This is a genomic window from Pseudoalteromonas sp. SG44-5 (assembly GCF_014164175.1).
GTDB lineage: Bacteria > Pseudomonadota > Gammaproteobacteria > Enterobacterales > Alteromonadaceae > Pseudoalteromonas > Pseudoalteromonas nigrifaciens.
In genome coordinates this window covers 80,371-105,852 of record NZ_JACJES010000004.1, presented here as the reverse complement: position 1 = coordinate 105,852, position 25,482 = coordinate 80,371, and the positions used below count along the sequence as shown (strand labels likewise).

Here is a 25,482-nt window from a genome sequence, read left to right as displayed (position 1 = left end):
TCTTCCTGAAACATAAGGGGATTTTTAAATACCCCATTTTATCGACACACTTTTTGATTACTTTAATTAAATTTTATCATTAATTTATTATTTTCAGTTTGTATTCAGTTTATTGCGCAGTCACAGCCTCTTTTTCGTAACGAAGTTTGCCTGCAATCCATGTTTGTAATACGTTTATTTTATATAGTTCATCAACCGGGGCTTTAAAATAATCTTTATCTATTAAAATAAAGTCGGCCCACTTTCCTTGCTCTAAACTACCCACTTTAAACTCTTGATGCGCTGCATAAGCGCCGCCTAGGGTAAAAGCACGCAGTGCGTCTTCACGGCTTAATACTTCGCTAGCGCGCCAGCCCTGGGTTGGTTGTTGGTTGTGATCCATACGAGTAATTGTTGCATACAAGCCATCAAAAGGATTTGCCAATTCTATTGGGTAGTCAGATCCTGCTGCAATCACTGACCCTTGTTTTAAAAAGGTTTGCCATGCATAAGCACCCGCTAATTGCTTTTCGCTTAAGCGTTGTTCTGCCATGTGCATATCAGAGGTGGCATGCACTGGTTGCATTGAAGGAATAATTTTTAATGTTTTAAAGCGCTTAATATCATCAAGCGTTACTATTTGTGCATGCTCCATACGGTTACGTAGTAAAATTCCGCCGGTTGCTTTAAATACATTTTTATAAGCATCTAATACAACGTGGTTAGCTTTGTCGCCAATTGCATGGGTGTTGGCACTAAAACCGCTTTTAAAACTAAGCGTAAATAGCTCTTCTAGTTTTTGCTGGGTTTCGAGCATTAAGCCATGGTGGTTTTTTCTGTCGGCATAATCCTCAATTAGCGCCGCGCCACGCGAACCTAATGCGCCATCAGCATAAACCTTAACGCTGCGAATAGACATAAAGTCGTTGGCATCTTGGTATCGACCTGCTTTTAACATAGTTTTTAAATCAGGACTCGCGCCACTGAGCATTGCCACAATACGCAGTGGTAAATTGCCTAGTTCACCGCGTTCTTTGTATAATTCCCAAGTGGTTTTATCTATACCCGCATCATGGGTTGAGGTAATCCCTAAACTTAATAAATGATTACCGGCAGCATCTAAAGAGTCACTAAGAGTTTGTTTTGATGGTTTTGGCATAAATTGTTTAATTAACGATTCTGCTTTATCTACAAATATACCAGTAGGATTGCCAAATTCGTCTTTAATAATTTCGCCGCCTTCTGGCGATTGGGTGTTTGCAGTAATGCCCGCAAGCTCTAGGGCTTTGCTATTTACCCAAATAGCGTGGCCATCAATTCTCGATAGTACAATAGGGCGATCGCTCACTACTTTGTCTAAATCGGCAGCGGTAGGAAACTGCTTTTTTTGCCACAGCTCTTGATTCCAGCCACGGCCAATAATCCAACCTTGTTTGTTATTTGCAAATACCTTGAGTTTATTAGTAACTTCATCAATAGAAAGCGCACCGCGTAAATCTAATTGTGACAGGTTATTACCTAAACCAATAATGTGACCGTGTGCGTCAATTAAACCCGGTAGTAGCGTATTGCCATGAGCGTCAATAAGCTTGGCATCAGGAAAGCTATTTTTTAGCGTATCGCCGCCAAGTTTAACTACTTTACCGTTTTTTATAACTAAAGTAGAAAACTGCTGCACTTCACCTTTGTACAAAGGTGTGTAGCCGTTGGCGTTGTAAATAACTTTAGTTTGCGCAACCGCAAGGCTTGAGCCTGCGCAAAGGCAAGCGAGTAGCAAAGGTTTGATTATTTTTTTGAGTGGCATAGTGAGCTTATTTTTATTGTTAATGGCTTTAACATAACAAACTCACTTTTATAATACCAACCACTTGAGGTGGTTGGATTGTTATTTGTGCAGAGTAAGCCAGTTAATTTATTGGTAAATTAATTACTGACTTGCATAAAGTGTAAATTCGCTTAAAGAAAGGTGGCCGTCTTTGTCTTTATCGTAACTTGCAAAACGAGACCATAGGGCAGGGTCACTGGCTGTTTCTGCTCGGCTTAATAAGCCGTTTTGGTTACGATCAAATTTTTCAAATTGCTTGGCAATGTTATTGCTGCTGGCAAAGCTTGGTGTGCTACAAATACTAAGCGCAACGAGCGCTATATAGCTTATATTTTTCATAAATTACTCAGTAGAGGTTATTCGTAAGATAATTTTTAAATTCAACCAATGAAATTTTATTATCTTGGTTTTTATCCCATTTGCTAAAGTTGTTTAGTAAGTGCGGTTGAGCCTCAAGCTCATGGTGAATTAAATAGCCGCTTTGATCTGTATCAAGGTGATCAAAACGTTGCTTTACATCAAGTGCTAATGAATTAAAGCTTAGTAATAATAAGCAACTAACTAAACAAGCGCGTATCTTCATGGTGCTCCTTCGCAAAGCTCATTTTAATGTCATTCGTAATAAAATAAAGTACTTGCCATAATTTAACGCCCAACATTAAATCCATTTACACACTCCCTCAGGGGTTATAGCAAATACTTTTAATTAATTTTACAAGACCAAACTTGAATTTAAACTTAAGGCTTAAACGCCTCAAACTCTTTTTTAGAGATCATTTCATCGTTATTTTCATCTAAATCAGAAAACTGTTTCATTACTTCTTTATCTTTTTTGGCTTCGGTAATAGATATTTTTCCATCCATATTTTTATCTAAAAAAGCAAAACGAGCATTAAACGATGAAGCCAGGGCAGTAGCACTAATAACTAAAAACAGTAACGAAAATGCGGCTATAAGCTGTTTCATAAAAAACTCCTTTTGTTACTAGGTTAGTTACTTAATAAACTGTTTAAACTCATCTAGCGACAGCTGACCATTTTGATCAGTATCTATTTGTGAAAAGTTTTCATGAAGTACGGCGTCCTCACCAGCTTCAGCTTCGCTGAGAGTACCGTTACTGTCTTTATCAAGTTCATTAAAAGTAGCTTGTACATCCATTGCCAGCGCGTTAGCGCTCAAAAAGCCTAGCGCAACGATTGGCATAATAATTAAAAAGCGATTACTCATGGTCATTTCCTTATAAGATAAACTTAGATTAACTATTACAAAAACGATGCCAATTATTTTTATCCTTTAAATTCAGTTGCTTATGGTTTTTGGTGTTATAGGTTAAGCAAGTTTTACAGGTATCTGTGTGTTTTTTGCAACGAAATTTGGCTTATAAATAAAGAAGCAATACAAATCAAAGAGTTGAGTTGTTGCTGTTTGGCAACAGGCAGCTTTACAGTACGAATAACAGATATATAAATTGATTCAGCTAGTGTATAACTTAAACGCTTAATAATAGGCTGTTTAAAGTTACTAAAGGATGGATGCAATGCCAGCAGCGATGGCTGAAAAATACAAAGCAATACTTAATTGGCGCCCTAATTTAATTAGCCAGTTTGTAATGAGCATGTTGCTGTCGTTATTACCCTTATCGTTAGTGGTTATTGTATTTTTAAATGCGCTTAATAAGCAGTTAGCTGTAACTCAGCAAATTGTTAGTAATAACTACCAAGTAACTAAATCGTTTAATATTTTAAAACAAGAACTCAATAGTTTAGAGCGCGCTACTCGGCAAAATTGGGTACTAAAAAGTGAGTCACTCGATACGCTCATAGTTGATAAGTGGCAAGCATCGCTACAAAGTATTGAAGATCTTACACGTGTAGCGCCCAGTAAAAGTCACACCGCACAATGGCAGCGTTTAACGAATACTCTGCAACTAGCACACACTCAACTTGTTGAACAAAAACAACAGCAGGTAGCCTTATTTTTACCTATTAGCGATTTACTCGCCGAACTTACCTTATGGTTACGCGATAAAAGCGAAACCCAAATTACTAATAATCAAAAAGAAATAGCGCAGTTACAAACTTCATTTATTAACTGGCTGGTGGCGCTAATTCCGCTAACACTCTTAGTAGGAGGCGGTTTTTTGTGGCGTATAAGTGGCCGCTTAAAAAGCCTGACTAAAATTATTGGTAAATTAGGGCAAGGTGACTGGCAACAAAAAATAGCCGTGCAAGGCTCAGCAGAGCTAGTTGAATTAGGTAATAAATTACAATGGGTGCAAGCTCAGTTACATATACTTGAGCAGCAAAAAGACACCTTTTTACGCCACGTTACCCACGAACTTAAAACACCTCTAGCCTCAATGGTCGAGGGCACCGACTTGCTCAGCGATGAAATAGTTGGCCCTATAACTAAAGAGCAACGCGCAGTACTTGAGCTTATTAGCCAGTCTATGGTGCGCCTTCGTACTATGATTGACAGCCTACTTAGTTATAACGCGATTCGTACTAGTAAAGACAGCGTAAGTGAGGTTGAGTTTAATCATTTAATTAATAAAATTAATAGTCATTTTGAGCACCGCCTAACAGCCCGAGAGCAAACCCTTATTTGGCATAACAACTTACCTAATAAGGCGCTTGCGTTACCTGGGGAGTTAATTGAAATGATTTTAGTGCAATTAATTTCTAATGGCTTAAAGTTTTCACAACACGGGCAGGCAGTATCTATAGCGTTAACCTTTGAGCACAGTAAGCTAAAAATGGCGATAAGCGACGAGGGATGCGGAATTAAAGAGCACGAAAAAGCACATGTTTTTAGCGCATTTTATCAAGGTAAGCATAGCAAAAATGTTACGCTACAAGGCAGTGGCTTAGGCTTAACTATTGTTAAAGAGTCAGTAGAGCAATTAAACGGACAATTATTAATAGAGCAAAATGAACCCCAAGGTTGTCGATTTTTAATTACGCTTCCCATAATAACAAATCAAGGAGTTAACTAGCATGACCTCGCGTTTAATGGCTATTTTATGTGTGTGTGGCAGTGCCATCATTTTATCGGGGTGCAAAACTAATAACCCCCAACAGCAAGTGGTTGATAGCCCAGTGGCGCAAACTCAAACTAAAGTAACGAGCGATAAAAACAGCCAGCCAAGCCCAAAGCCTCGGCCTAAAAGCGATCCTATGTATCCCCCTGCGGAGCAAGTAATAGCCTGGCATGCTAATAAATGTGGTGGTTTTAAGTTAACCCCAGATAACAAAGATTTTGTTGGCGAAAAAGAACTAAAAAACTTTTTTCAATTTATGTGTTTAAACACTAGTAGCGATCCTAATACGGTAATGAGTAAGTTACTTAAACTTGACCAAGCTTACTATTGGCCAGACGATATAAAACAGTATTTATGGCTACAAAAACAACAAGTAACACTACAAATAAATGCTAAAAAAGAGCAGCAAGCACTTAATAATAAAATGCAACAAACGCTCTCGTCATTAGCAACCATAGAGCAGCAACTGTTATTACGCGAAGAAACTAAGGAGCAGTAGTTATGCCAGCAATAAAACCGCAAGGTGCAAAAGTATTATTAGTGGATGACGATGCCAGCTTATTAAAATTGCTTGCTATTCGTATCGAATCAAAAGGCTACGAGGTTACCACCTGCGAGAGCGGCCTAATTGCGTTACAAATATTAAAAAGCCAAGTGTTCGATGCCGTAGTAACCGACCTGCGCATGGACGAAATGGATGGCATGGCACTGCACCGCCAATTGCAAAGCCGCTATCCGGCATTGCCCGTTATTATGATGACAGCGCATGGCTCTATTCCTGATGCGGTAGAGGCTACCAAACAAGGCATTTTTGCATTTATTACCAAACCAATAGATAAAGACGAGTTATTCGACAGCTTAGCAAAAGCGATAGAAATACACGGCGTAAATGCCGATGAAATAATACCCACTAGCAATATAGTTACCCGTAGCGGCGCTATGCTACATTTGCTAGAGCAAGTTAAACTGCTAGGGCCAACGCAAGTTAACGTATTAATATCCGGAGCCAGCGGCACAGGTAAAGAGTTATTAGCTCAAGCTATTCATCAGCATAGCCATGTAAGTAAAGGCCCATTTGTAGCGATAAACTGCGGCGCAGTACCGGGTGAACTGCTAGAGTCAGAATTATTTGGTCATAAAAAAGGTTCGTTTACTGGGGCAATAAAAGATCACCAAGGACTGTTTCAACAAGCTGAGGGAGGCACCTTATTTTTAGATGAAATAGGTGATATGCCGCTTAATTTACAAGTTAAGTTACTGCGCGTATTGCAAGAAAAAACCATACGTCCAGTCGGCTTTCAAGAAGAAATAGCCATAGATGTTCGCATTGTATCGGCAACTCATAAAAACCTCCCCGAAGCGATTATAAATCAGCAGTTTAGGGAGGATTTATACTACCGCTTAAACGTGGTTAATTTAAAACTCCCTCCTTTGTGCGAGCGTCGCGAAGATATAAGTCTACTTGCACAATACTTTAGCGCCAGTATTGCAAAGCGAATGAAGCAAAGCGAAAAACACTTTGCCAACGACGCCATGCACGCACTCGTGCGTTACGACTGGCCAGGTAATATTCGCCAACTTCAAAACGTGGTAGAGCAAGTTGTAGCACTTACCCCAAGCGAAGTTATTTCAGAGCATTTAGTGCTAAGTGCATTAAATAGCAACGAAAAAAATGTAGAGCCATTGTCGCTAAACGACGCTAAAAAAGAATTTGAACGCGACTACGTAATAAACACCCTTAAAATGGCTGGTGGAAATGTCGCCGAAGGCGCAAAACTAGCTAAACGTAACCGTTCAGATTTTTATAAACTGATTAAAAAGCACAATATAGATGTTGATAATTTAGCTTAAATAACCAATTTATAGGAACTAAACATGCAGTTATTTATGGTGTATTTAGGTGGGCGAATTCAGGGCTGTCATATAGAAATGCACGACATTCGTTTTGTAGTTGGGCAAAACATTGAGCAAACCTATACTAAATTAAAAAGCCAATGGGTGGGCGACAAAAACAGCGTGCATATGGATAGCTACATGGCAATTAACCACATAGATGGTTATAAAGTTACAGTAAGCGACACGCCCGTTGAGCAAACTAAACAGCTTTACTTTGTAAACTTAGGCGCCTACAGAAGCGATTTAATGGCTGAGCAACACGACTTTGCACTGTATGTAGCAAGCAGTAGTCAAGAGGCCAAACAGCGCGCTAAAAACGATTTACTCGCTGGCCTTAGCCATATTCATAAAGATGATTTACACGACGTAGACGATTGCTTTGCAATAGATTTACTCGACAGCCAGCTTAGTATAAAACTGACCCCAAGTGGGCAAGCACAAAAAATTAAACCTGATTGGTTTGGTTATCATGTACTTTAAACACATAACGCAGGATTAAGAATCCTGCTCGTTTTGTTCTTCTTTTTCGCTTTTAGCCGCCATTTTAAAGGCTACAACCACTAAGCCAAACATTGCAAATGGCAGCGCTGCTAACATGTATTCAATCATGTTACTGTCTTGATAATCCGCTTGCATAAAAAAGTGCCCCACCACACACATTAAAATAACCACCAGTAATATAGGCAGTAGCATGAGTTCTTTTTTTGCAGAGTGCTTTTTCATTGTTGTTATGACTTTAGCTAAAAATAAAGCGCTATTGTAATGAGCAAGTTAGCGGTAGGTCAAACTACTCAGACTTTTAATATGGTTTTGGGTATAATTAGTACCATTAATTGCGGTTTTGGTATTTGTTTTTGGAGGTTACGTGGATAAAGCATTGGAGCAGGTTTACCTAGTTGGTGGTGCAGTGCGTGATTTACTGCTAAAAAGAGCATCAAATGACAACGATTATGTTGTTATTGGCGAAATGCCACAGACAATGGAAGCGTTAGGCTTTGTGCCAATAGGTAGCGACTTTCCGGTTTACTTACACCCAAAAACCAAAGAAGAATATGCACTTGGGCGCACTGAGCGAAAAAGTGGTAAAGGCTATACCGGTTTTGTGGTTGATGCCAGCCCAGATGTGACTCTAGAGGAAGACTTAGCCAGACGTGATTTAACTATAAACTCTATGGCGCTCGATGCTAACGACAATATAATTGACCCATTTAACGGCCAACAAGACCTTAAAGATAAAATACTGCGCCATACAACAGATGCATTTGTAGAAGACCCAGTGCGGGTGTTGCGTATAGCTCGCTTTTTAGCCCGTTTTGGCAGCGAGTGGCGTATACATCCGAGCACTTATGCACTAATGCAACAGCTTAAGCAGCAAGGCGAGCTTAATCATTTAGTGCCAGAGCGAGTATGGTTAGAGACCGAAAAAGCCCTGGGTGAAAAGCATCCCGAACTTTATTTTCAAGCGTTGCAAGGCTTAGGGATTTTTCCCGAGCTTGAGAAAATGGTTAATGTGCCGCAACCTAAACAACATCACCCCGAGGGTGATGTGTTTGTGCATACCATGTTAGTACTTAGGCGTGCAGCCGATTTGAATTTTGATTTAGCAACGCGTTTTGCTGCATTAACTCACGACTTTGGTAAAGCGATCAGTTTTAAAAAACGCGGTAATTTACGTGGCCATGAACGAGATGGGGTTGCTGTAGTTGAACAGTTTTGTGAACGCTTAAAAATACCTAATTGCTTTCGCGATATTGGCGTACTTACTAGCGATAATCACACTCTTTGTCATAGATTAGAGCAATTAAGGCCCGAAACGGTTCATAAGTTAATTGTGACTAATTTAAACGCCTTGGTTCATCCACAACGTTTTATTGCTTTTACTCAAGCATGCCAATGCGATGCACAAGGGCGCGGCGAAACACTCGTAGATAAACCTTACCCGCAAGCAGCTAAGCTGCGTGCTATTCATGCAGAACTATTAAAGCTAGATAAAAAACAAGTGGTACAAGCTGCACTTAACAGCGGCAAAAAAGGCCCAGAAATAGGCGAGGAAGTTAAACAAACGGAAATAAACTGTGTAAAAGCGTTTTTAACACGAGAAAAACAGGCACAGTGAGTAGGGTATTAAAAGTAATTAAATTAAGTAACTTGATGTGCTGTTATCTTTATTGCACTGGCGCTGCGTTACTTTTTTATAGTTGCGGTTTTGGCTCTGCTCGCTTACAGGTTTAGTGCTTGTTGTTGGCCTATATAATTCAAATATAAAATCTAGCTCTTCTTGCTCTAATAATGGGTGCATGATTAAACCTTAGCTTAGTATGATTAGCGCTAGGTTAGGGTTTTGCCACTGAATTAAAAATGAACAGTTACATTTTAACTCTTACTAAATTGTAACCCAAAAAAAGCCAACCCAGTGGCGAGTATTAGTTAAGTAAATTACAACCCACTTTTACTTAACTAATGGCAGGCTTACAGTAAACACTACGCCATCGCCCTGTTGATTGTTTTTAGCGGTTACACTGGCATTATGGTAGTCGCACACCAACCTTACAATATAGAGTCCTAATCCTAAATGTGGCTGTTGCTGCATTTGCTGGCTACGCACCGACACCATAGAATCAAAAATATGCTCAGTTAAACCGACAGGTAATAATGGACCATAATTCCCTACGGTTAAAATTGCTGCACTGTCGTTTTGTTTTAAGCTAACACTAATTGACTTTTCTGCGTGGCTAAATTCAATTGCATTATTAATTAACTTATCGAGCAGTTGCGCTATAAACTCTGGTGCGCCTTGCATAGGAAGCGCAGTTTGGCATATATCAAGTGTAAACAGCTGCTTAGGGTAAGTAAGCTGGTAGCCCTGCATGCAGCCATTTATTACTTTTTGTAAGTCGAATGGCTCAGGCTCATTGCTTTGAATACTTTGCTCTAAGCGAGTGGCTTCGCTCATGGTGGTAATAATTTTACCTAAGCGTTCAACGCCTTCACTGGCACGATCTAAGTACTTTTGACTCAGCTCGCTTTGTGGTTGCATTTGTAGGTTTTCGAGCGATGAGCGCACTACTGCAACAGGTGTACGCAGCTCGTGCGATAACCGCGACGACATATTTTCTAAATAGTTAGTATAGCCACCAAGGCGGCTGACTATATTAGCAAAGCTGCGTGATAGATCGCCAATTTCGTCATTAGCATCGCTGTAATTAATACTGCCAGTAACTCGCCCTTGTGCATCTATAGCTTGCTCTGCAGTATCGCGCAAACGCCTAATACGGCTCGATATTCGAGAGGCAAAAAAGAATAACGTTACTGTGCCAATAAGCATCACGGCTAAAATAACGTTAAATAATTTTTCGAGCGATTTATTACGCAGTGTACGTACGCCATTGGTAGTTTCCTCGGCTATTACCGCGCCAATTACTTTATCTTGGATCCAAATAGGGTAAGCAGCCGATAAAATAACGGCTTTACTGTCGGGGGTTAATCGCCACGATGATGCAGGCTGGCCTTTTAGTGCTTTGGCTAAATGACTGCCTTGCATAGCTGCTACGTCGTGCAGAGTATCTAAAAATTCGTTTTCGGGGCGTGTTAAAATTTTATAATAAAGGGGATGCAAGTAGTTTTGCTCAAACTGTTGCCACCAAGTTTCAGGAGCTTGATTGGCAAGGCCGTCAGCCCATACGCCATCGGCATGATGAATCGAGCCCGATTGTGCTAATACTCTATGATGCTTATCGACCACCCAAATACGGCTGCCACTGTGGCCCATGCCTTTTAAAATACGATTAATTTCGGGAGAGGGCACAAGTACTGAACCTAAATCGCTGGGGTTATTTAAGTTTGAGGTCGACATTATTTTAGGTTCTAACAAGGGCTCTTTGTTATCTACATCAACAATGGCAAAGCCAAGCTTATTGCCAAGCATACTAATAGGAAAGCGTAGCTCAATATTGTAGCCAGCCGCCGTACTGCTAAAATAGCCCTGAATTTTTGTAAAGGGTACTTTGCTATCTGCATTAAAAGCGTTTACCCAGCCATCTTGCCGTGGCGCAATAATATAGCGGTTAAACTGCCCATCAGGTGTTTTTAAGCCAATTTTTAAATGGTCGTTATTAGTAATACTTAAACTGTTTTTTGGTCGATAAACGAGTTGGTTATCAGTTACTTTAAACAGTGCATAAAGGTAATTATCAAACTTTCCTACCATGTGCTCAAACGACAGATCGCTGGCTTGATGCTTGTTGTCGGTTTTTTGTAAGTAGCGTTTGTCGTATTGCCAAAATAATGCCTGATAGCTCTCCCAATCAGTGAGCTTACCATCGAGTTGAATAGGATTTTTAAGGTTGTACGCGTATAGATCGCGGCCCTTTACAACTTGATCTAAAAAACTAGTTTGCTGATCAAATAATGCAGGGCGTTCATGCAGGGCAGTGGCGAGGGCACGGGTAGTGCCTACTAAGGTTTTTTCTTGGCCTTGGCGTAAAAACTTTTCCATTTCCCACACATATTCGTAGCCCAACCAGGGCAATAAAAATAAAAAGCAAGAAAGTAAAATAAACTTACTACGTAGGCCAAATCGCAACATTAAATTTGCTCCCACCTGTAGCCCATGCCATACACTGTGTCTATGCAGTCAAAGTTACTATCGAGTGCTATAAACTTTTTACGAATACGTTTTACGTGTGAAGTTATGGTGCTGTCGTCTACATAAATTTTAGCATCACTCATTAATTCATTACGGCTTTTAACATGTCCGGGGCGCTGTGCGAGGGAGTGCAACATCCAAAATTCGGTTACTGTTAAATCAACTAATAGTTGTTGCCAAAACACCTGCATGCGCTGTGTATCGAGCGTTAACGGCCCGCGAGTTATAAGTGCATTTTCGTCGGCAGGTTGCTTAAGTGCTTCCATACGACGAAATAGCGCACCAATACGCGCCGCTAAATGAGCCAAACTAATATCTTTTGTGAGGTAGTCGTCGGCGCCCATACGTAGGCCGCATACAGTGTCTATTTCGCTATCACGAGCGGTTAAAAAAATAATAGGCAGCGTTTTAGACAGTGATCGCAATGTTTGGCACAGCAAAAACCCACCATCTATTTCATTACCTAAGCCAATATCAACAATGGCTAAATCGGGCAGGGCATTTTTAAACGCCGCTTCTGCGCTACTACGATTTGCATACCCAGTTACCTGATAACCTTGTGCGCTGAGCATTTCAGTGTAGTTTTCGCGAATGGCGGGTTCATCTTCAATGATGGCTATTTTTTTCATTTCTGGGTTTATCCTCTTTATTACCAACGCACTATAACGAAGTTTTTAAGCTAAGTACGCTTAAAAAGGCAATTGCCTTTTTTTTGCCACAATTGCTCAGTGGTTTGCCATTTTTGCTCCCCTTTGTTGCCACTTGAGCTTGTTTTAATACACCCATCAAAACAAAACATCATAAATTAAAAAGTAAGTTTAAGGATCAATCATGAAGAAGACATTAATAGCGCTAACCCTAGCGGCCGTTTTTTGCGGTCCCGCATTAGCATCAACCTCTAATAATACGGCTACAAAAGAAGCGCACACCGAAACCGCAATAGGCTTAGGAGCGGGCGCTATTATAGGTGGTGTAGTAGGCGGCCCTATTGGTGCTTTTGTGGGAGCATTTGCTGGTGGTTTAATAGGCGATGCAAAAGTTGCTGATAACAAAATTGCCCAGCAACAGCGTGCAATAATTGTAATGACAGAAAAAACCAACGACTACCAACACCTGCTTAGCCATAACAGCCAGTTAGAGCAACAAATCGAAGTGCTTGCTAATCAAAATGAGCAGTTAACACAATCGCAAATTAATAATTTACTTGCCATGACAGTACAGTTTAAAACCGGCTCACGTGTTATTGCGCCACATTTTGCATTGCAGTTAGACCAACTCGTTACGCTTTTAAAAAACCAGCCACAGTTAGCGCTCGATTTAAGTGGGTTTGCCGATCAACGCGGTGATGAACAAGCCAACCTTTTACTTTCAAAAGCACGTGTAAATGCGGTGCAAAGCTATTTAATAAAACAGGGCGTAAGCCACACGCGCTTAAGCACGCAAGCATTTGGTGAGCAGCAAACACTTGCTAAAACTAACACAGTAGAAGACAACACGTTTGATCGGCGGGTAACCCTTACTACTCGTTTAATAAATCCTGTAAATAGCCAAACAGCAAGTAATTAAATTAAAGCCTTCGATGGAGTGATTTTATGTTTTTTTTGAGTAAACCAAGCAAAGTGCTTACCCTTAAATGGGTAAGTCTTTTTACACTGGGTATACTGGTGATGTTAACGAGCTTTAAAAGCCACGCACACTCTCCCAAGTTAGAACTTTTTGATAGCAGCGGCGCACAAGCAGGCCCTGCAATAATATTAAAAAGTGATGCAAATATGACATTAACCGGACTTATAAATCATGTTGTAGTTAAACAAACTTATCAAAACCAAAACCCGTTTGCTGTTAATGCGCGTTATGTGTTTCCGCTGCCCGATGAAAGCGCAGTACATGCTATGACCATGCGTATTGGCGAGCGAGTAATTAAGGGCCAAATTGATAAAAAAGTGGCGGCCGAAAAAAAATACGCAGAAGCCAAACAGGCCGGCAAGCAAGCAGCACTAGTACGCCAGCAACGCGCTAATATGTTTATTACAAACGTAGCTAATATAGCCCCTGGGGAGCAGGTTATTATTGAGCTGGAATATCAAGAAATAATTGATTACAGCAGCGGCACCTTTACAGTGCGCTTTCCGGGCACAATCACACCGCGTTATCATGTAACCCAAGGTGAAATTGACATAAATAAAGAAAGCCAAAAACCAACTAACTCGCTACCACATGGTTGGCTAAGCCCAGTTTATAGCACGCAAAAAAATGACGATAAGCCAAGTAGTCAGTTTAATTTAAACTTAGATATAGACGTAGGTTTAGAGCTGGTAGATATAAATTCTAAATTTCATAATGTAAATATTCAAAACACTGCATTTGGACAATACTCAATAGAGTTAAATGAGCAAAATGCGCTAAACCGCGACTTTGTACTGGAGTTTAAACCACTGCAAAAAGAGCAAGCCCAAGCCGCATTTTTTACTGAGCAGTTTGAAAATGGCGAGCGCTACGGGCTCGCTATGCTAATGCCGCCTGCAGATAACTTTATAGCAACGCAGCGATTAGCCCGCGAAACAGTATTTGTAGTCGATACTTCGGGCTCTATGCATGGGCAGTCTATGGAGCAAGCTAAAAACGCATTGTTTTATGCGCTATCGCTGCTAGACAGTAACGACAGTTTTAACATTATAGGGTTTGATAATGTAGTAACCCTAATGAGCGATAAACCTTTAGTTGCAAGTGGCTTTAATTTACGCCGCGCAGAGCGCTTTATATATGGGTTACAAGCCGACGGCGGTACAGAAATACAAGGCGCACTTGATGCCGTTTTAGATGGTTCGCAGTTTGATGGTTTTGTACGCCAAGTAATATTTTTAACCGATGGTAGCGTAAGCAACGAAGATGCACTGTTTAAAAGTATTCAAGCTAAATTAGGCGATAGCCGCTTATTTACAGTTGGTATTGGCAGCGCCCCCAATAGCTTTTTTATGCGCCGTGCGGCAGATGTAGGCAAGGGCTCGTTTACTTTTATAGGCAGCACTAGCGAGGTGCAACCTAAAATGCAGCAGTTATTTGATAAGCTCGCACACCCTGCAATTACTAATTTAGCGCTAAGCGATGAAAACGGTAATAGCCTAGACTTTTGGCCTTCGCCACTGCCAGATCTCTATTTTAATGAGCCAATAATGGTGGCTATAAAGCTCAATAATACCAGTAATGTAATATTAAACGGGCAAACTGCACAAGGGCCTATTAGTATTAACCTAAACACACAAGCAGGCTCAAATGCTAAAGGAATTGCTAAGCTGTGGGCTCGTCAAAAAATTAAGTCGTTGCTGCTCTATAACTCACAAAATGCAGTTAAAGACGAAGTGCAACAATTGGCGCTTACTCATCAATTACTCAGCCCATTTACGGCATTTATAGCAATAGAGCAAACACAAATTAATCCAATAGCAGAACAAACAGCTAATGCTACTAACGCAGTTCCTCAGGGTATGGCAATGCGTTTGCCACAAACCGACGGGCAAAGCAAAGTACATATAATATTAGGAATTTTATTGTTAAGTGGGTTTGTGCTAGTAAGGCGTTTTAAATGAAAAAGTGGCTAAGCGCGGGGCTATTAATACTTGGTTTGGGGTTATTTGGTCATGGCGCTTACATGCAAGGCAAAGCATGGCTGGCGCAATTACTAATTGAACAGGCCTGGCAGCAGGCTCTTAAAACGCCTGAGGCAAAAGTTAAGCCATGGTTTTACGCCGATAGTTATGTAACCGCACAATTAAATTGGCCGGCGCATAATGAAAAACTCACCGTATTAGCAGGTGCTAGCGGGCGTAATTTAGCCTTTGCGCCCAGCCACTTTTTACCCGCAGCAGAGCTTGGTAGTAAACAAGCTGGGGCACTCATTGCAGGGCATAACGACACTCACTTTGCTTTTTTACAGCACGTTAAAGTGGGAGAGCAGTTTACCCTGCAATTACAAAATGGCACCTTGCAGCATTATAAAGTAACCGGCAGCGAGGTAATTCATGAGTCAGAAAACACATTTTTACACACTGCACAATTGTATTTACTAACGTGCTACCCTTTTGACGCGTTAGCATCGGGAACCGAATTTAGGCTATTGGTTTCGGCCGATATGATATCGGAGGTAGTAAGATCGGTGGAAATATCCTCGCCCGACTCGGCGCTGGGGATATCAACCACTAATTCTTGATGACGTTGGCTGATCATTACGCCAACAAATACCACAAATATACTCAGCCACTGCCACAAGTTAAGCACTTCATTTAAAATGATGGCCGAAAGAATCAGCGTAAATATAGGAATTAAATTTGAATAAGCCGCTGCGGTTAATACCGATACCTTACTAATAGCGTAGTTATACATACCATAACCGCCTAAAGTAACAAACGAGCCTAAATATAAAATACTTAATAAAGCGGTTATATTGTGTTGATTTTCGCTTGGTAGGTCGATAAAAAGCAAAAACGGTGCAAAAAATAAACTGCCACTAATGCCTTGCAGCGCTATAAGCGTTAACGGTGAATAACGACTCGCTAAGTGTTTAATGCAAACGGTATAAAACGCCGCACATACCATGGCCATAAGTTCTAAAAAATTACCTAATAATGGGTTAGGCGCTTGATCGGAGTTTGGTGAAAGCACAGTGAGCAAAATGCTGCCACCAATACAAAAAGTAAAGCCAATAATAATAGATTTACTGATGTATTCTTTAAGCATAAAAAAAGCCAGTACAGCAATAATAATAGGCAAGCACGACACAATTACCCCCGCCTGCGATGCCGAGGTATATTCCATTGCATGGCCTTCAAATAAAAAGTACAAGCAAGGCTCAGCCAGCGACATAGCAATTAAATACTTCCAGTCACCAACTCTGTATTCAAAGCGTATTACATAGCGCCATAAGCACAGCGATAAAAATAATGTGGTTAGCATGCGTAAAAATATCACCAAAGCGGGGTCGTAAATAGCAATGGCATACTTAAGTGCAATAAAGGAACTACCCCATAAAAAGGTGGCAATAATTAAACATAAACTGGCAGGCATAGCAGGTAATTTACACAATTGAATAAAATCAGATCCTAGCATGAATATATTTTACTTGTTGAAAAATACCCAGCTGGTATAAATAAATTCATCTTTAATTATTCAGTAGTAAAAATAAATGCAAAGGGATCAGGTAATCGTTGTAAAGCTAGGTACAAGCGTACTGACTGGCGGCACCGATAAGCTAGATAAAGCGCATATGGTTGAACTAGTGCGCCAATGTTGTGAGCTTAAAAAGCAAGGGCATCACGTTATTTTAGTTTCGAGCGGAGCCGTGGCGGCCGGACGAGAACAATTACTAAAGCCCTGTGGCCGCAGCGTAATAGATAAGCAAATGCTAGCAGCAGTTGGTCAAGGCCAGCTCATTCATATTTGGCAAAGCTTGTTTGCTTTGTATGGTGTAAACGTAGGGCAAATGCTGTTAACCCGCGCCGATGTTAACGACCGAGAGCGCTATTTAAATGCCCGCGATACACTAAATGCATTATTAAACTACGACGTAGTGCCCATCATTAACGAAAATGATGCGGTTGCTACTAGTGAAATAAAAGTAGGCGATAACGATAATTTATCAGCGTTGGTGGCTATTTTAGCTAATGCCAATAAGCTGTTATTGCTTACCGATCAAGAAGGATTATTTACCAGCGATCCGCGCACTAATGCCGATGCCACATTAATTGGTGAAGTGAGTGATATTAACGACGAATTGCGCCAGCTTGCTGGTGGTAGTGGCACAAACTTGGGCACCGGCGGTATGGCAACCAAACTACAAGCAGCCGACATTGCAAGGCGTGCTGGGGTTGAGGTTATAATTGCCAAAGGTGCGGGTAAAAATGTCATTTTAAAATGTATGAGCGAGCAACTGCCCGGCACACGTTTTTTAAAGCTCACTGCGCCAAAAGAAGGGCGTAAAAAGTGGTTACTCGCTGGACCTAAAAGTAGCGGGCAAATTGTTATTGATGCCGGTGCAATAACCGCGCTGCAAACTAAAGGTGCAAGCTTACTTGCTAAAGGCGTGACCAATGCGTTGGGGGCATTTGAGCGCGGCGATCTAATAAGTGTAATAAATAGCGACAAACAACTTATTGCTCGTGGGTTAACCCGCTTTAGCAGCAGCGAAGTTAATAAAATTAAAGGCGCGCACTCTAAGCAAATAGGTGAATTACTTGATTACGATGGCGGGGCAGAAGTACTGCATCGCGATGACTTAATTTTACTGTAATAAAAAGCAGTATAGCTGAATAAATAAGCTCCCATTTTAGTAGCTAAATAATTAACCTGACCCGAGGTTGAGCTTACAAAGCTCAAATATACTGGCTGAGTATATTTGAGCTTTTTTGCTGCTATTTTTGTGTTAAAATCTGGCACCTTAAATTTGTTGTAAATAGAGTGCAGTTAATGAAATTAGTTCGTTGGTTATTAGGAAGTATAATTTTATTCTTTAATTTTGTATTTACGCCACGTAGTAAAAAACGTGCTCCAGAAGTGCAACAGCAGCTTGATCAGCAAACCGCACAATTTAAGCTTTATCAATTTAAAGCATGCCCGTTTTGTGTAAAAGTGCGCCGTGCTATTAAGCGCGAAGGCCTTAAAATAGAAACGCGTGATGCAAAAAGTAATGAGCAATATCGTCAAGAACTGCTAGAACAAGGCGGAAAAGTTAAAGTGCCTTGTCTGCGCATCGAGCAAAATGGCCAAGTAACTTGGCTATACGAATCAAACGATATTATTGCTTATATAAACAAAGTAGCAGCATAAATAACTTTACCATCTCACTTATTAAAAGAGACATTACCATGACAATTCGCACCCGTGTTGCCCCGTCGCCAACTGGCGACCCGCATCTTGGCACCGCTTATATCGCCTTATTTAATTACTGTTTTGCTAAACAGCAAGGTGGTGAATTTGTACTTCGCATTGAAGATACCGACCAAGTACGTAGCACTGCCGAGTCAGAGCAAGCAATTATGGATAGTTTGCGTTGGTTAGGACTCGAGTGGGATCATGGCCCAGATGTGGGCGGTGAGTTTGGCCCGTACCGCCAGTCTGAGCGTAGCGATTTATACAAAAAATACGCACACCAACTCGTTGACGACGGCAAAGCATTTTACTGTTTTGCAACAAGCGAAGAGCTGGATAAAATGCGCGAAGAGCAAATGGCAGAAGGTCTACGCCCTAAATACGACGGCCGTGGCTTAAACCACACAGACGACGAAATTAAAGCAAACCTAGCAGCGGGTAAACCTTACGTTATACGTATGAAAATCCCTAGCGAAGGCACTTTTAAATTTAACGACTACCTACGCGACGAAATTGAGATCCCGTGGGAAAACGTCGATATGCAAGTGCTATTAAAAGCTGATGGCTTCCCAACTTACTTTTTAGCGAACGTAGTTGACGATCACCATATGCAAATTAGCCATATTTTCCGTGGCGAAGAGTGGATTAACTCAGCGCCTAAACTATTAAAACTTTACGAAGATTTTGGTTGGGAAGCGCCAGTACTTGGGCATTTACCGCTACTGCGTAACCCAGATAAGTCAAAACTGTCTAAGCGTAAAAACCCAACCTCTATTAACTACTATAAAGAAATGGGTTACCTGCCAGAAGCCGTGCTTAACTATTTAGGCCGCATGGGTTGGTCAATGCCAGATGAGCGTGAAAAATTCACTCTTAACGAAATGATTGAAAACTTCGATATGAAGCGCGTGTCACTAGGTGGCCCAGTATTCGACGTAGATAAACTTAGCTGGTTAAACGGCATGTGGATCCGCGAAAACCTAACTGACGAGCAGTTAATTCAGCGCTTTGTTGATTGGAAGTTTAATGGCGAAATGCTAGCTAAAGTATTACCAGAAGCCAAAGCACGTATTAACACATTGTCGGACTTAGTTGACTTAGCAGGGCACTTTGTAGGCGGTATACCTACTTATGATCCTGCGCTATTAACAGCGGGCAAAGCCGATGAAGACGTAATTCGCCAAGCACTACAATTTTTTGTATGGCAGCTAGAAGGCCTACGTAGCTTTGATAAATCAGCTATTTTTGCCATTGCAAAAGAAGTAGCAACGTTCCACGAGCTTAAAATTAAAGACTTTTTAGAGCCGATTTTTGTGGCAATTACGGGTAAAACGTCATCTACCTCTGTGCTTGATGCTATGGAAATATTAGGCTCTGACCTATCGCGTGCTCGTTTACGTGTAGCATTGGCGCATTTAGGTATTTCTAAAAAGCAGGCTAAAAATATCGAACGTGCCTACCGCGAATACCCAAGTGCATAATTGCTAAATAATGCATTTTTAAAAGCCGAGCTTAGTAAATAAGTTCGGCTTTTTTGTTTCAGGTTGTTTAGTTATATGACATCGTATTTTGATATTGTTTAGTCTAAGCATTCATAATTTACTAAATGCTACAATGCGGCATATAAACTCATAGGAGGCAGTATGATTGCAACCGTTAAAAACAAAGCCATTTTTAGTAGTCGTGTATTTTCTATAAATTTAGTTACTTACCCTACAAACCACAGCGTTATGAACCATATTGATCCGGTGCAGCAAGGGCGCTATTACAAACTCAACTTTGTATTAGTAAAACCTAAAAGCGGTGGGGTGTTTAAATGCGCTAAATGTATTATTAACTGGTTTAATAGGGTGTATTTATTTAGGCCCGATAAGTACGAACACAGCGTATCTAAAATCGAGTCTGGAAAGCGTGTGCTACTGAGCTTTGCACTTAATATATGATTTATTAATAGTCGTAGGCCTGTCCGGTACATAAAACAGATAGGTCGCAATACGATACAGAGGTTTCGCTACAAGAGTTAATAGTAAAAGCATTTGCGCCTCTGCGCATGGCATCAGCTTTAAGTAAATCAATAGCATTTGATTTAGAACGGTTATAGCTTACATTATTGTTACCCATACCATCGCCATCACAGCTTTCACCTGCTATTCGGCCTAAAAGTGTAGCGCCACTTTCGTGTGCTTCTTGGTCGCTGTAAAACTGCTGCAAATCTCTTTTATTAACGTAGGTACCAATTTCTTGAGATAAAACGTCGTTGTTTATATCAGTATGAAAAGTCATGTTTGAGCAACCACTTAAAGTAGCCAGTGCAGTTATTATTGCCATAAAACGTAGCATATTAATTAGTCCTTTAATTTATTGTTTGAAGTAGTAAATTACTAACAAAATCAGATGTGGGCAATGTTTACTACTGAGTAAATTGTTAGTATTTGTAAATGACTTTATATGCACTCGGTTTTACTTAGCATAGGATAAGTAAACAAAAAGAAATGACAAATATTTACTAACCAATGGCATAAAATAGCCCACTCTAAACGCTGCGTTTTATAAAAAACATAGCCGTATCCCAAACCTGCAATAAATGAAACTAATACATAGCTAACTCCCCCAGCAAAATGTGCCAAAGCAAAAATACCTGCAGTAATTACAGGCGCAAATATTGCCAAGCGGGTAGGCGTAATAATTTGGCTAAGCTTGGTTTGTAATAAGCCTCTAAATAAAGCTTCCTCAGCAACACAGGTAAATAAAAGGTTTATAGCAATAAATGCTAACCAGAAGTCAGGAACCTTAGGGTTAAAGCTTACCAGCCCAAGCATTAAAGCTGCAGTAAGTGCGGCTAAAATGGTAGTAATAATTATTAAAATAGGGGGGTTAATTAATGAAGTCGTCTTTTTAGACTCTGCTTTTAAAGGCTTTATATTTGAATAAAAGTAAGCACAAAGAAAGAGGCCAGCCATAGCTTTATCAAAATTAGCATAAAGGGTAAAAGCAATTGCATCGCTGGTAATATGCTCGTTTATAGCAATAGGAAGGTTGTTAAAACCAGGCACCCAATGAAGCGCTAATGCCAATGAGGAAACTATAAAAACAGTGCTTAAAATAGCGCGTATTATTGTTTGCTTTGTATATAGCACAAAGTGATATAAAGCAACGTAAAGCCCAGTACTGAACAGTCCATATAAATTTATATAACCCTCAAAATACGCACATATAACACTTAAAGCCATTAAGTAGTGCCAAAGTGGTTGCCGTATTATTGATACTTTACAGTACGGAAAAACACATATAATCGATAATGCTAATAAATAAAAAGTCATTATTTTTTTATTACTCTGTTTTATTTAGTAACTAATCTAACAGATTCGACCTCTCATTTTATTTTTTCTGTTAGTATAGCCAGGTTATAAGCCGTTTAAGTAGTGAACACCCTATGTTAAGTCCTTTTTATCAGCAACATGCTGATTATGTTTCGATCTCTCGTGAGCAAGGCTGTCGTTTCGCCAAGTGTATTGCTGATGATTACAACCCACTTCACGATAAAGATGCGAAGAAATTTTGTGCTCCAGGAGACTTACTTTTTTCATTAGTATTAGATCGTTACGGTATTAGTGAACGCATGGAGTTTACTTTTGCGGGTATGGTTGACGAAAATACCAAACTTAGCTTCCCTGCAGAGGCCGATGAATTTGATGTAACAAACGGCGATAAAGTAATTTTAAAGGTAAAACGCGAAGGTAAAACCAGCAAATGCCCAGCACTTACTAATAGCTTGATTAAAAATTATGTTGAGTTTTCAGGCGCAGCGTTTCCGCACGTGATTATTCCGCTCATGGGTAAGCAAGAGGTAATGATTAACCCTGCACGCCCGATGATTATTTACGAATCGATGATTATAAATCTTGATACTGTTGAAATTAGTGCACCGACACTTGAATTTGCAGAGCCTAGTTTTGAATACACAGGTAAACGCGGCAAAATTACTTTGCGCTTTAATTTGCTAGAAAACGGTAAAAAAGTGGGTTTTGGTGAAAAGCACATGGTGGTATCGGGTATTCGCGAGTACTGCCAAGCTACGGTTGATGATTTGATTGCTTTTTACAACGAGCGCAAAGCAAATTTAAAACCAGCTTAAAAACGAGATGAATTTTAAAAGGTGCTATTTAGCGCCTTTTTTATTGGCACAAATAAAAGCAGATAAATACGATTAAATAGTTTTCTCAAGCACTCTAATTTACGGCATGAGTGAATATGAGTACAATAGCGCTCTTTGTCATTTTAAAGCTAAGCCTATGTCTGCCACTACGTTCTCATCACTTAATCTCGACCCGTTGTTATTAACTGCGATTGAGCAAAATAATTACACTCAACCTACCGCAATTCAGATTAAAACCATCCCGCCTATTTTAGCGGGCAGTGATGTAATGGGCAGTGCACAAACTGGCACAGGTAAAACCGCAGCGTTTGTACTACCACTGCTACACAAACTTTTAAACACCCCTAAAAAAGATGAGCCAGGTGTTGCTCGCGTGGTAATTTTAACGCCAACTCGCGAACTTGCTCAGCAAGTATTTGCCAGCTTTGAAAAATATGCCCAAGGCACCAATATTAAAGGGGCATTAGCGTATGGCGGCGCAAGCATAGGCCCACAAATAAAAGCCCTAAAAGATGCGCAAGTAATAGTAGCCACCCCGGGGCGCTTACTCGATCATATTGTTAAAGGCAGTGTGGTGCTTTCAAGTGTTGACTCACTGGTGTTTGATGAAGCCGATCGTATGCTTGATATGGGGTTTATTGACGAAATTAAACGTATATTGCGCCATATTCCAGGCGATCGCCAAACTTTGTTATTTTCGGCGACTTTTGATGACAGCGTATTTGCGCTTAGTAAAAAACTACTTAAAAACCCAGAATTAGTTGAAGTTGATAAACGCAACTCAGCAGCAGTTGAGGTTGAGCAAGTAATTTACTCAGTAGACGAGGATCGCAAGCGCGAGCTGGTATCGCACATGATCGGCATGAAAAATTGGCGCCAAGTGCTTATTTTTACCCGCACCAAACAAATGGCCGACCAACTGGCTAAAGAAATGTGTAAAGACGGTTTAAAAACCGAGTCAATCCATGGTGATAAATCACAAGGCGCACGCGACCGTGCACTACAAAACTTTAAAGAAGGCATTACCCGTGTATTAGTTGCTACCGATGTAGCCGCACGTGGCTTAGATATTCCAACACTTAGATTTGTAATTAACTTTGAACTGCCATACATAGCCGAAGACTACGTACATCGCATTGGCCGTACAGGTCGCGCTGGTGAGCAAGGGCTTGCAATGTCGCTAGTAAGTATTGACGAGCAATGGTTACTTGAAGAAATAGAAGTACTGTTAGATACCCGCTTAACGCCACAGTGGCTAGCAGGCTACGAGCCAGATCCAAACAAAAAGCCAAAAGATAACCGCAAAAACACCAATAAATCACGAAAAGACCGCGATAAAAAACGCATTACAGGACAAAGAGAGCCAAGTAGAAGACGTAAATAACAGTTTTTTAGTTTTGACTTTCAATTGTCAGTGAAATAATACGACCCCGAAAAATAGCCGCGGGGTTGTATTAGGCTAAATTTAGCATTTAAAAGGAATTAATTTATGAACAAAGTTACTAAAACATGGTTGCTGTATTCAGGCATAGGTTTAGTTTTATCGCTGGCAATAATAAGTTTATTAGATATTTTTATCAGCTTTAGGTTTATATCTAACGAAGGAGTTATTTTTGGTGTTATGTGCGCTGCTATGGGAGCTGCGTTAAAAAGCTATTCAGGGCAAAAGGTTAGTAACAAAAGCGGCCAGCAACAAAAGTAAACATAGTTAATATTGATAATAAAGCGCAAAATGCATTTAGTACATAACTGCTAATTTCCCCTTACCTTTAACTAAATACGTTACTTCTCAAATTTAAAATAAAAAAAGGCAAGCTATAAGGCTTGCCAAAGAGTGTAACTAATTAATCTGGTTTTGTATTAAATGCTTAGCCCTTAAGCTATTAACTTTTCAGCTAGATTTAATTCCATGGTGGCTTTTAATAAGCGGTATAAGTTAATTGATGCGTCAATTTCTTCTTTACGGTTAGTTAAGCTTTCTATATTTAAGCCCAGCGGCACGTTTAAATGCGCACAGCTTTTAAGTATTAAATCGAGATTTTCGCGGCAAATACGTACCGATTCACTCAGCGTATTGTTCGCATCAAGCATGCGCCATTTAGTGGCCTCTGGCACTGAGATCCCCAACCATTGCATAAACTCTAAGGTTTTTTCGCCGCCGCACGGAGTAAAAGTTAAAATAAGGCGCTTAGGCTCAAGCCCTTGTGCTTTACAACTACGTGCATAGCTAGTTATTAACTCTATTGTTGCTTGTGCGTCGTAAACCGCTTGCGAAATAAAGAACTTACAGCCTTGAGCGGTTTTTTCTATTAGGCGCTCGTGTTCATTACGTTTATTAGAATGACGCTCTGCAATAGTAACGCCGCCTAAAAAGAAGTCATCAGATTGCTCTGCCAGCGTTTTATACGCATCTGGTAGGCTTAGTTTTATATCGCCTATCGATGATGGGCTACCTACTAAAACAATATTTTTTAAATCGTAGTCGTTTTTAGTTTCACTTAGCCAATCTTTAAACTCGTTCGCACTGCGTTGCGCCACACTTTTATAGGTAATTACATCAAGGTGCGATAAGCCACGTAATAGGTTGCTGTATTCACGTGGATCGACAGTTTGCCTAAATGGAAACGGACGCGCTTGATTAGTACGGCTGCTTTCGTCTTGAATGTCGTAAATTATTACGCCGTCGTATTCAATTTCGTGTAGGCGACCCAATAGCTTTTCTGCAATGGTTTTTAGTTGCGCTTTATCGGTACCAATTTTTGGCGGCGTAGTACCAATAAGGTATACGCCTTGATTGCTATCTTCTATTTTCTCTTGAAGTGATAAAGCCATAATCCTCATTCCAGCTTAGTTTGTTACGATGGAATTAATATAGCAGCCATTTAGATGGCTAGATAGCTTTATTTAATGAAAGTTTTTCAATCGTAGTGAGGTTTATTCATACAAGCTCGTTACCAATTAGTAAATTTGATACAGTTGTTTACATAATAACAACGCTTTAGGCTCTTATTATTGGCGGCTTTGCGGCATAATCAGATGGTACTTTTTATTAAACTAGCTCAACGTTTAGCGATTAAAAT

Annotated in this window: 27 protein-coding genes and 1 pseudogene; 15 read left to right on the top strand and 13 right to left on the bottom strand. The window is 40.2% G+C overall.

All coding sequences use genetic code 11. The annotated features are described in order from the left end of the window. Positions 1–109: 109 nt before the first annotated feature. The 5 genes from H5079_RS07150 to H5079_RS07130 all read right to left on the bottom strand — a co-directional run bounded on the left by H5079_RS07150 (position 110) and on the right by H5079_RS07130 (position 3,031). Positions 110–1,783, bottom strand: coding sequence for an amidohydrolase (locus tag H5079_RS07150; protein ID WP_089367802.1), 1,674 nt, complete (start codon positions 1,781–1,783; stop codon positions 110–112). Positions 1,784–1,906: 123 nt separating this feature from the next. Beyond that, positions 1,907–2,143 carry an EF-hand domain-containing protein gene (locus tag H5079_RS07145; RefSeq protein ID WP_011327313.1) on the bottom strand — a complete coding sequence of 79 codons (237 nt, stop codon included), beginning with the start codon at positions 2,141–2,143 and terminating at the stop codon, positions 1,907–1,909. Positions 2,144–2,150: 7 nt separating this feature from the next. Then, positions 2,151–2,387 carry a hypothetical protein gene (locus H5079_RS07140; protein ID WP_011327314.1) on the bottom strand — a complete coding sequence of 79 codons (237 nt, stop codon included), beginning with the start codon at positions 2,385–2,387 and terminating at the stop codon, positions 2,151–2,153. A 155-nt stretch (positions 2,388–2,542) separates the two neighbouring features. Beyond that, complete coding sequence (locus H5079_RS07135; RefSeq protein WP_011327315.1) at positions 2,543–2,770, bottom strand: hypothetical protein; 228 nt, start codon at positions 2,768–2,770, stop codon at positions 2,543–2,545. Between the two features lie 27 nt (positions 2,771–2,797). Further along, positions 2,798–3,031, bottom strand: a complete 234-nt coding sequence (locus tag H5079_RS07130; RefSeq protein ID WP_011327316.1) for an EF-hand domain-containing protein — start codon at positions 3,029–3,031, stop codon at positions 2,798–2,800. Positions 3,032–3,341: 310 nt separating this feature from the next. On the opposite strand from H5079_RS07130, the gene H5079_RS07125 reads away from it, so the two are divergent. From H5079_RS07125 to H5079_RS07110, 4 genes are read left to right on the top strand one after another with little or no spacing between them, the layout of a single operon-like run. Next, positions 3,342–4,799: a sensor histidine kinase KdpD gene (locus tag H5079_RS07125; protein WP_011327318.1), complete on the top strand. Its 1,458-nt coding sequence runs from the start codon at positions 3,342–3,344 to the stop codon at positions 4,797–4,799. Between the two features lies 1 nt (position 4,800). Beyond that, positions 4,801–5,343, top strand: a complete 543-nt coding sequence (locus tag H5079_RS07120) for a hypothetical protein (RefSeq protein ID WP_011327319.1) — start codon at positions 4,801–4,803, stop codon at positions 5,341–5,343. A gap of 2 nt (positions 5,344–5,345) precedes the next feature. Beyond that, the gene (locus H5079_RS07115; RefSeq protein ID WP_011327320.1) at positions 5,346–6,695 is read left to right on the top strand and encodes a sigma 54-interacting transcriptional regulator; all 1,350 of its coding nucleotides are present in this window, start codon (positions 5,346–5,348) and stop codon (positions 6,693–6,695) included. Positions 6,696–6,719: 24 nt separating this feature from the next. Further along, complete coding sequence (locus H5079_RS07110) at positions 6,720–7,220, top strand: DUF1543 domain-containing protein (protein WP_182683809.1); 501 nt, start codon at positions 6,720–6,722, stop codon at positions 7,218–7,220. Positions 7,221–7,235: 15 nt separating this feature from the next. Here H5079_RS07110 and H5079_RS07105 read toward each other — a convergent pair whose 3' ends face one another. Then, the gene (locus H5079_RS07105) at positions 7,236–7,463 is read right to left on the bottom strand and encodes a hypothetical protein (protein WP_011327322.1); all 228 of its coding nucleotides are present in this window, start codon (positions 7,461–7,463) and stop codon (positions 7,236–7,238) included. A 142-nt stretch (positions 7,464–7,605) separates the two neighbouring features. On the opposite strand from H5079_RS07105, the gene H5079_RS07100 reads away from it, so the two are divergent. Further along, positions 7,606–8,856 (top strand): multifunctional CCA addition/repair protein, encoded by a 1,251-nt coding sequence (locus H5079_RS07100; RefSeq protein WP_182683808.1) that lies wholly within the window; start codon positions 7,606–7,608, stop codon positions 8,854–8,856. A gap of 18 nt (positions 8,857–8,874) precedes the next feature. On the opposite strand, the gene H5079_RS07095 is transcribed toward H5079_RS07100, so the two are convergent. The 3 genes from H5079_RS07095 to pdsR form a co-directional block, all read right to left on the bottom strand. Next, positions 8,875–9,039: a hypothetical protein gene (locus H5079_RS07095; protein ID WP_011327324.1), complete on the bottom strand. Its 165-nt coding sequence runs from the start codon at positions 9,037–9,039 to the stop codon at positions 8,875–8,877. Between the two features lie 150 nt (positions 9,040–9,189). Continuing rightward, positions 9,190–11,325 (bottom strand): proteobacterial dedicated sortase system histidine kinase, encoded by a 2,136-nt coding sequence (gene pdsS, locus H5079_RS07090; protein WP_182683807.1) that lies wholly within the window; start codon positions 11,323–11,325, stop codon positions 9,190–9,192. Further along, entirely contained in the window at positions 11,325–12,014 is a 690-nt protein-coding gene (pdsR, locus tag H5079_RS07085) for a proteobacterial dedicated sortase system response regulator (RefSeq protein ID WP_011327326.1), read from the bottom strand. The genes pdsS and pdsR overlap by 1 nt, the downstream gene beginning before the upstream one ends. 202 nt (positions 12,015–12,216) lie before the next feature. Here pdsR and pdsO point away from each other — a divergent pair, with 202 nt between their 5' ends. The 3 genes and pseudogenes from pdsO to H5079_RS18440 form a co-directional block, all read left to right on the top strand. After that, a complete protein-coding gene (gene pdsO, locus H5079_RS07080) occupies positions 12,217–12,951 on the top strand; it encodes a sortase-associated OmpA-like protein PdsO (RefSeq protein ID WP_011327327.1) in 735 nt (244 codons plus the stop codon). 26 nt (positions 12,952–12,977) lie between these two features. After that, positions 12,978–14,972 carry a marine proteobacterial sortase target protein gene (locus tag H5079_RS07075; RefSeq protein ID WP_182683806.1) on the top strand — a complete coding sequence of 665 codons (1,995 nt, stop codon included), beginning with the start codon at positions 12,978–12,980 and terminating at the stop codon, positions 14,970–14,972. After that, positions 14,969–15,457, top strand: a pseudogene (locus tag H5079_RS18440) (class GN sortase); the annotation flags it as partial. The gene H5079_RS07075 and the pseudogene H5079_RS18440, both read left to right, overlap by 4 nt. Here the strand turns inward: H5079_RS18440 and H5079_RS07070 are convergent. After that, positions 15,457–16,446 (bottom strand): DMT family transporter, encoded by a 990-nt coding sequence (locus tag H5079_RS07070; RefSeq protein WP_041454657.1) that lies wholly within the window; start codon positions 16,444–16,446, stop codon positions 15,457–15,459. The pseudogene H5079_RS18440 and the gene H5079_RS07070 sit on opposite strands and share 1 nt — an antisense overlap. 118 nt (positions 16,447–16,564) lie before the next feature. Between H5079_RS07070 and proB the strand changes: the two genes are divergently transcribed. The 4 genes from proB (at position 16,565) to H5079_RS07050 (ending at position 20,189) form a co-directional block, all read left to right on the top strand. After that, positions 16,565–17,668 carry a glutamate 5-kinase gene (proB, locus tag H5079_RS07065; RefSeq protein ID WP_011327331.1) on the top strand — a complete coding sequence of 368 codons (1,104 nt, stop codon included), beginning with the start codon at positions 16,565–16,567 and terminating at the stop codon, positions 17,666–17,668. Positions 17,669–17,844: 176 nt separating this feature from the next. Further along, positions 17,845–18,204: a glutaredoxin domain-containing protein gene (locus H5079_RS07060; RefSeq protein WP_011327332.1), complete on the top strand. Its 360-nt coding sequence runs from the start codon at positions 17,845–17,847 to the stop codon at positions 18,202–18,204. Between the two features lie 38 nt (positions 18,205–18,242). Continuing rightward, entirely contained in the window at positions 18,243–19,727 is a 1,485-nt protein-coding gene (gene gltX / locus H5079_RS07055; protein ID WP_089367808.1) for a glutamate--tRNA ligase, read from the top strand. Positions 19,728–19,889: 162 nt separating this feature from the next. Beyond that, positions 19,890–20,189, top strand: a complete 300-nt coding sequence (locus H5079_RS07050) for a 2OG-Fe(II) oxygenase (RefSeq protein WP_182683805.1) — start codon at positions 19,890–19,892, stop codon at positions 20,187–20,189. 4 nt (positions 20,190–20,193) lie between these two features. Here the strand turns inward: H5079_RS07050 and H5079_RS07045 are convergent, their stop codons facing one another. Continuing rightward, positions 20,194–20,586, bottom strand: coding sequence for a hypothetical protein (locus tag H5079_RS07045; RefSeq protein WP_182683804.1), 393 nt, complete (start codon positions 20,584–20,586; stop codon positions 20,194–20,196). A gap of 104 nt (positions 20,587–20,690) precedes the next feature. Further along, positions 20,691–21,476, bottom strand: coding sequence for a CPBP family intramembrane glutamic endopeptidase (locus tag H5079_RS07040; RefSeq protein WP_231613427.1), 786 nt, complete (start codon positions 21,474–21,476; stop codon positions 20,691–20,693). A 203-nt stretch (positions 21,477–21,679) separates the two neighbouring features. Between H5079_RS07040 and H5079_RS07035 the strand changes: the two genes are divergently transcribed. From H5079_RS07035 to H5079_RS07025, 3 genes are all read left to right on the top strand, one after another. Beyond that, positions 21,680–22,381, top strand: a complete 702-nt coding sequence (locus H5079_RS07035) for a DUF3581 domain-containing protein (RefSeq protein ID WP_182683802.1) — start codon at positions 21,680–21,682, stop codon at positions 22,379–22,381. 157 nt (positions 22,382–22,538) lie between these two features. Then, positions 22,539–23,786: a DEAD/DEAH box helicase gene (locus tag H5079_RS07030; RefSeq protein WP_041454344.1), complete on the top strand. Its 1,248-nt coding sequence runs from the start codon at positions 22,539–22,541 to the stop codon at positions 23,784–23,786. Between the two features lie 105 nt (positions 23,787–23,891). Further along, a complete protein-coding gene (locus H5079_RS07025) occupies positions 23,892–24,104 on the top strand; it encodes a hypothetical protein (protein WP_041454345.1) in 213 nt (70 codons plus the stop codon). A gap of 173 nt (positions 24,105–24,277) precedes the next feature. Here H5079_RS07025 and H5079_RS07020 read toward each other — a convergent pair whose 3' ends face one another. Continuing rightward, on the bottom strand, positions 24,278–25,234 hold the full coding sequence (locus tag H5079_RS07020) for a methylenetetrahydrofolate reductase (protein ID WP_011327340.1): 957 nt from the start codon (positions 25,232–25,234) through the stop codon (positions 24,278–24,280). Positions 25,235–25,482 lie beyond the last annotated feature (248 nt).